Source organism: Maribrevibacterium harenarium, assembly GCF_006385675.1.
Classification (GTDB): Bacteria; Pseudomonadota; Gammaproteobacteria; order Pseudomonadales; family Marinomonadaceae; genus Marinomonas; species Marinomonas harenarium.
Genome location: NZ_VFRR01000025.1, coordinates 40,293 through 46,659, shown reverse-complemented (window position 1 = coordinate 46,659; position 6,367 = coordinate 40,293). Strand labels below are relative to the sequence as shown.

General features: G+C 46.5%; 5 protein-coding genes. 4 read left to right on the top strand and 1 reads right to left on the bottom strand.

Annotated elements, in window-relative coordinates:
- Positions 1-31: 31 nt before the first annotated feature.
- Positions 32-1,015 (bottom strand): AraC family transcriptional regulator, encoded by a 984-nt coding sequence (locus tag FJM67_RS12220; protein ID WP_140589660.1) that lies wholly within the window; start codon positions 1,013-1,015, stop codon positions 32-34.
- 195 nt (positions 1,016-1,210) lie between these two features.
- On the opposite strand from FJM67_RS12220, the gene exaC reads away from it, so the two are divergent.
- The 4 genes from exaC (at position 1,211) to FJM67_RS12200 (ending at position 6,327) form a co-directional block, all read left to right on the top strand.
- Positions 1,211-2,728, top strand: coding sequence for an acetaldehyde dehydrogenase ExaC (gene exaC / locus FJM67_RS12215; RefSeq protein ID WP_140589658.1), 1,518 nt, complete (start codon positions 1,211-1,213; stop codon positions 2,726-2,728).
- A 360-nt stretch (positions 2,729-3,088) separates the two neighbouring features.
- Positions 3,089-4,663, top strand: coding sequence for an inorganic phosphate transporter (locus tag FJM67_RS12210; RefSeq protein ID WP_140589657.1), 1,575 nt, complete (start codon positions 3,089-3,091; stop codon positions 4,661-4,663).
- A 105-nt stretch (positions 4,664-4,768) separates the two neighbouring features.
- Positions 4,769-5,464 (top strand): hypothetical protein, encoded by a 696-nt coding sequence (locus FJM67_RS12205; RefSeq protein ID WP_140589655.1) that lies wholly within the window; start codon positions 4,769-4,771, stop codon positions 5,462-5,464.
- 86 nt (positions 5,465-5,550) lie between these two features.
- Complete coding sequence (locus FJM67_RS12200; protein ID WP_140589654.1) at positions 5,551-6,327, top strand: hypothetical protein; 777 nt, start codon at positions 5,551-5,553, stop codon at positions 6,325-6,327.
- Positions 6,328-6,367 lie beyond the last annotated feature (40 nt).

Genomic DNA, 6,367 nt, shown 5'->3' with positions numbered 1-6,367 from the left:
GGGTAAGTGCCCGAGCGTAAGCTTGGAGCACTCACAGCCGGGAACACTGTTCGCCCGGCGATATGGAATATTTTTCCATACAACTAGGAACGGTATTTTGAGAAGCTATCTGTCGCGGTGTCACACCAAAGTGCTGATGGAAGCGACGACTAAAATGACTCAGACTTTGGTAGCCTAATTCAAAACTGACCTCAGTGACAGAGCGCTTTTCTTTAAGTAGTTGTAGCGCTCTAGTCATACGCCGTTGGTGCTGGTATTCGGCTGGAGTACAGCCCAAATGGCGTTTGAACTCTTGGTAGAAACGACTGCGGCTCATACAAGCCATGCGACTTAAATGCTCCACATCTAACGGGGTTGATAAGTTTTGCTCAATCCAATGTAAGGTCATGGTTAGGCCACTGGCATCGGGTTGAGTTTTGACGAAGTGTAATAGGGTATCCCTACCATGGTGGCGTAAAATGCGCGTTACCAGCTCACTCACACCGAAATCCACCAGCAAGTCCCGGTCTGGGTCATTTTGCACGAAGTCACTCACGAGACGATTCAACACCTGTTGGGTTGCTTGGGTGTGTAACGTATGTAGTGGTCGGTTTGGATTGAATTGTTGATGATCTTTAAAAGGTGAGGGGGTAAGCACGTCATTCATCCGGTCACAAATTTGCGCAATTCGTTCCTCAGAAATCTCGATCGTCAAACAGGTGGTAGGGTTATCCAGCGTCGCTTCCGGGAAGTCGATAAACACTTCCTCTTTGGGAGCCAAAATAAAGGATTCATGGGGCAGAAAAGGCACATCTTGTTGGTGTTGAGTATGCATTACCTTGGCACCAGATACCATGCCACAAAATAACAGTGAATCAGCTTGCAAACTCACTTTATTGGCTTGTTCAAAGGTATCGTAAATACTCAGTTCAGCATGGGGGCCGGCAAAACAAATACGGTTCTCTACCAACTGAGTAGGTTGGCGTTTCGGTAGACTGGCTTGTTGTAACATTCCTTGTTGAGAAGCTTGCCCCATAGTTTGAACCTCTTTTTGTTGTGTGTGCTCACTTTGGACGCCTGACTAGAGATACCCCAAAAGGGTATCAGGGTCAACTTTCCTGGATTGTCAGACAAAAAGTTTAGACTCTCAGGCAAGAAATATCCAAAGACTGGGACTAGAGTGAAAAGCGTAATCAGTTTCCAACAAAACAAAAACAACGGAGCAAATAACATGATCTACGCAAAACCTGGTTCTGAAGGCAGTGTCGTATCATTTCAAACACAATATGAGAACTTTATCGGTGGCGAATGGGTCGCACCGGTTAAAGGTCAATACTTCGACAATATCAGCCCGGTAGATGGCAAAGCTTTTTGTCGCATTCCCCGTTCTAGCGAAGAAGATATTAATCTAGCGCTAGACGCAGCCCATGCAGCCAAAGACGCATGGGGCAAAACGTCTGTCACCCAACGTTCAAATATCCTACTGAAAATCGCTGACCGCATCGAACAAAACCTCGAAGCCCTAGCCGTGGCGGAAACTTGGGATAACGGTAAAGCTGTACGCGAAACTCTAGCAGCCGATGTGCCGCTATCTGCTGATCACTTCCGTTACTTTGCGGGCTGTATCCGTGCCCAAGAAGGTACACTGGGTGAAATCGATAACAACACTGTTGCCTACCATTTCCATGAGCCACTAGGTGTAGTGGGTCAGATCATTCCTTGGAACTTCCCATTGCTGATGGCGGCTTGGAAACTTGCGCCAGCCTTGGCTGCCGGTAACTGTATCGTATTGAAGCCAGCGGAGCAGACGCCAGCTTCCATCCTAGTACTGATGGATCTAATTAAAGATTTGCTACCAGCAGGCGTGCTAAACATCGTCAATGGCTACGGTGCCGAAGCCGGTCAAGCACTAGCAACCAGCACACGCATTGCTAAGATCGCCTTCACTGGTTCTACGCCAGTTGGTTCGCACATTATGAAATGTGCCGCTGAGAACATCATTCCTTCTACCGTTGAGCTAGGTGGTAAATCACCAAACATCTACTTCTCCGACATCATGAGCAAAGAAGATGCGTTCATTAGCAAATGTGTTGAAGGTGCGGTACTAGCGTTCTTTAACCAAGGTGAAGTTTGTACTTGTCCGTCTCGCTTGCTAATTCAAGAAGACATCTACGATGACTTCATCAAGCTAGTAGTGGATCGTATCGGTCAAATCAAACGTGGTAACCCGCTTGATACCGATACCATGGTCGGCGCACAGGCTTCTCAAGAGCAGTTTGACAAGATCATGAGCTACTTGGAAATCGGCCGCAATGAGGGTGCTGAAGTCCTAATCGGTGGTGAACATGAAGTGATCGAAGGCTTCCAAGACGGTTACTACATCAAGCCGACACTGCTAAAAGGTTCTAACCACATGCGTGTATTCCAAGAGGAAATCTTTGGTCCAGTGGTTGCGGTAACTACCTTCAAAGATGAAGCTGAAGCACTAGCGATTGCCAACGATACTGAATTTGGTCTAGGTGCTGGTGTATGGACCCGTGACACTAACCTTGCTTACCGCATGGGTCGTGGCATCGAAGCCGGCCGTGTATGGATGAACTGCTACCACCAATACCCAGCTCATGCTGCATTCGGTGGTTACAAAAAATCTGGTGTTGGTCGAGAGACCCACAAGATGATGTTGGATCACTACCAGCAAACTAAGAATATGTTGGTAAGCTACGACATCAACCCTCTTGGTTTCTTCTAACCGATAGGTCCTCCTTTCTTTCTGCTTGGCCCTCCGTCGCCCCGTGCGCTGAGGGCCTTTTTTATTGGCCGATCAAAAAATGTCACAATGAGAATTTGTTTGTATATGGCAGTAATATGACGGCTTGTAATATTTCTGTCACATAACGGAAATATAGTTGACACATATCTGTAATGTTCAGGCAAGAACGCAACAAATCTCAATCTTTTGAGCAAAAAGGGTTTTTAACAAAAACGTTCAACTATAAAATGCGCACGTTTCAAATTTGTTAAATAAAAGTGACAGGGTGTCGTCTGTTAGCCATTTGGCTCCGGCCAGTTGATGGACCTCCGCTAACATACTCGGAAAAGAGAAGCTGTTATGGGAATTACAGAAACTAACCAAATTCAATCAACTAAACGTCGTGGAGTGGAAATGGTGCGCGTACTTGTCGCCCTGTGTTTTGTGGTCTTAGTCGGTGGCTATGCTGTGTCAACCGGAGAGGCTATTTCGAATGTGTCAATTTTAGCGGTTGCTGCTGCAATTGGTGCTTACATGGCTTTGAACATCGGTGCTAACGATGTAGCCAACAACGTGGGCCCTGCTGTAGGTGCCAAAGCCTTATCAATGACCGGTGCCATTTTGATTGCAGCGGTATTTGAAGCCTCTGGTTCGATCATTGCCGGTGGTAATGTGGTAGGAACCATCAAGAACGGCATCATCAATCCAGCCGCCATCGGCGATGCTACAACCTTTATTTGGGTCATGATGGCTGCTTTGCTTGCCGGTGCATTATGGCTCAACTTAGCCACTTACCTCGGTGCGCCAGTTTCTACTACTCACTCCATTGTTGGTGGTGTGCTAGGTGCAGGTATTGCTGCCGGTGGTTGGGATATTGCCAACTGGGGACAAATGGGCGCGATTGCGGCAAGTTGGGTTATTTCTCCGGTTATGGGTGGTGTGATTGCCGCGGCCTTCCTTATCTACATCAAACGCTCAATTACTTATCAAAGTGACATGGTGCAGGCAGCGCGCAAGGTTGTGCCACTGTTGGTTGCGCTCATGGTTTGGGCCTTCTCTACCTACTTGGTAATGAAAGGTCTGAAGAAGATCTGGAAAACCGATATGCTAACCGCTGGGATCATCGGTCTAGGGATTGCGGTAACGGCTTACTTTATCGTGCGTCCTATGGTCGACCGTGCGGCAGAGCAATTGCGTAATGATAAAGATGCGGTAAACAGTCTATTTACTGTGCCACTAGTGGTGTCTGCGGCTCTATTGAGCTTTGCCCATGGTGCGAACGACGTTGCCAACGCGATTGGTCCCTTGGCTGCCATTAATGAAGCCTTGGTACACGGTGCAGTAGCCTCCAAGGCTGCCATCCCTTTGTGGATTATGATTGTTGGCGGTATCGGTATCGCCATTGGTTTGGCACTATTCGGACCTAAACTTATCCGTACAGTAGGTAGCGAGATTACTGAACTTGATAAAATGCGTGCCTTCTGTATCGCTATGGCCGCTGCAATTACAGTAATCATTGCGTCGCAACTTGGCTTACCGGTGAGTTCAACTCATATTGCCGTGGGTGGTGTATTTGGTGTTGGCTTTTTGCGTGAGTATCTGAAGCTATCCTACAACAATAAGTTGATGGCGATTGAGCGTCACTCCCAAGCCGCCGGTCACGATATGGAAGAAACAGAAGCCTTTATCGCCCGCTTTAAATCTGCCGATGTAGAAGAAAAACGCGCTATCTTAAGAGAGATTAAGGAACATCAAGCATCCGCGCCGATTTCCAAAGAAGAACGCAAATCCTTGAAGAAAGCAACGAAGCAAGAATTGGTGAAACGTACGGCGATTTTGCGTATCGCAGCAGCGTGGGTAATCACGGTTCCTGCATCGGCGCTACTGGCTTCTTTCCTATTCTATGCGCTAATTGGGTACTCAACGGTTAACTAAGCGGTACTCAATTACTGAAAAAGGTCAGCATTGCTGGCCTTTTTTGTTTTGTCTGACGTCGTTTCGGGATAACCTTAGGGCAAAGTATTTAGCAAAGGTGAAGTCTTGTCTGCAGACACTTGGTTGTACAGTGCGATGGGGTTGCTGTTGGCCTTATTGGTGGTCATCATCGGTATTGGTATTGTGCGCTGGTATCAAGAACGGGAGCGCCAGCGGCATGCGTTACATGAGCAATTACAACGTCGTTGCCATCGCATTGGTGAAGTCGTGAAAGGTATTCCCGACCGTTATATACCGCTAGAAAGCAAAACTTGGTTGGTGCAGTATTTACTCGACACGGTTTCCACCTTACCCAAAGCCTACTTAGATGCTGAATTAGAAAAGGATTTCATTGAATACAACCAATTACTGGGTGAGCTAAAGCAGGGACAACAAGCCACATTAAAAGACCGCATCAGTAATGAAGAGCAATTGGAGCGGGTGGAACAGGCTCTCAAGGCACTACCTAGCTTACTAAAAGCAATGATTGCCCATGGTTTGGCTGATAAAGCCAGCGCTCGCTATCAAACAGAACTTATCCGCTTTCGATTTGCCTTAGCTCATCATGACTTATTGCTAAAGCGAGCTCGAGATGCTTTGGACAACGATCGGCGAGCTCGTGCGCTGGAGTATTATCGGGAGGCTCTTATAGAGGTAGAAAAGGTAAGTAGCCACACCGAATCCGAGCCCGTAATTGAAGGATTGAAAAACACTATCAAACAGCTAGAAGATCAATTATTTAAACGTAACTCGTCAGAATAACTAGCAAATTTTGTGCAAAGGGAGCAACTGGTGTTTAATAAGGATGATAACTTTGGAATTCATATCAAGATGAGCAACTTCACTATATGACAGCGTTAATAGTGACCATACTGCTATTGATCATCGGCGGTTTTATCGCCTTTGCGATCTACTTGCAGATGAAAGAACAAGCCCGTCTAGAGCGTTTGCGTAAGGTGGCGCTGTTAAACAATCAACTACGTCAGATACGTCGCTATATTGATGATTTGCCCCCTCAATATCAGCCCAAAGAGTTGCGAGTCTGGCTATATCAACGCTTGATGTCGGTATTTGATGAGTTGCTAACAACCCAACCAGATGAGTCCCTCAGCCGCCGTCGACGTAATCTTGAAGAGGAGATGATCAACTTCCAATCGAGTAAGCAAAAACGTCGCGCCAAACCTGTCATTGATGAATTGGAAATAATGGAATTGAAGCGCTTGTTCGAAGCCGTGGCCCAGTTTGTCGCATTTGCCAAGAACAACAAGCAGATTGAGCCTGACCAAGCATTTCGCTACGAAAGTTTGATGAATTTTTATCGTTACAAAGTGATGGCTGACTTTCATGCTTACTTGGCTCGCCAAGCGTTCCTAACACAAAAATTCGATGACGCCATTGCCCAATATAAGGAAGCCATTTCGCAATTGTTGCCTGTGCAAGAAAATCCAGAAGCTCAGCCGGTGATTACACAGTTTCAAAGTATCATCGATGAAATCGAGGCGGATTTAGAGTTACAGAAACGGGAGGCCGAATTAGAACTGGACGAAGAAGAGGACGCAGAACTCGATGATGAGTGGAATAAATTTATGAATCAGGATGATTTCCAAAAGAAAAAGCACTTCTGACCAGTTATTCATATTTCTGCCACACTTGCTCGCTTGTAGT

Coding starts and splice junctions, on each gene's coding strand:
- exaC (WP_140589658.1), top strand. CDS start 1,211: ATGATCTACGCAAAACCTGGTTCTGAAGGCAGTGTCGTATCATTTCAA.
- FJM67_RS12220 (WP_140589660.1), bottom strand. CDS start 1,015: ATGGGGCAAGCTTCTCAACAAGGAATGTTACAACAAGCCAGTCTACCG.
- FJM67_RS12210 (WP_140589657.1), top strand. CDS start 3,089: ATGGGAATTACAGAAACTAACCAAATTCAATCAACTAAACGTCGTGGA.
- FJM67_RS12200 (WP_140589654.1), top strand. CDS start 5,551: ATGACAGCGTTAATAGTGACCATACTGCTATTGATCATCGGCGGTTTT.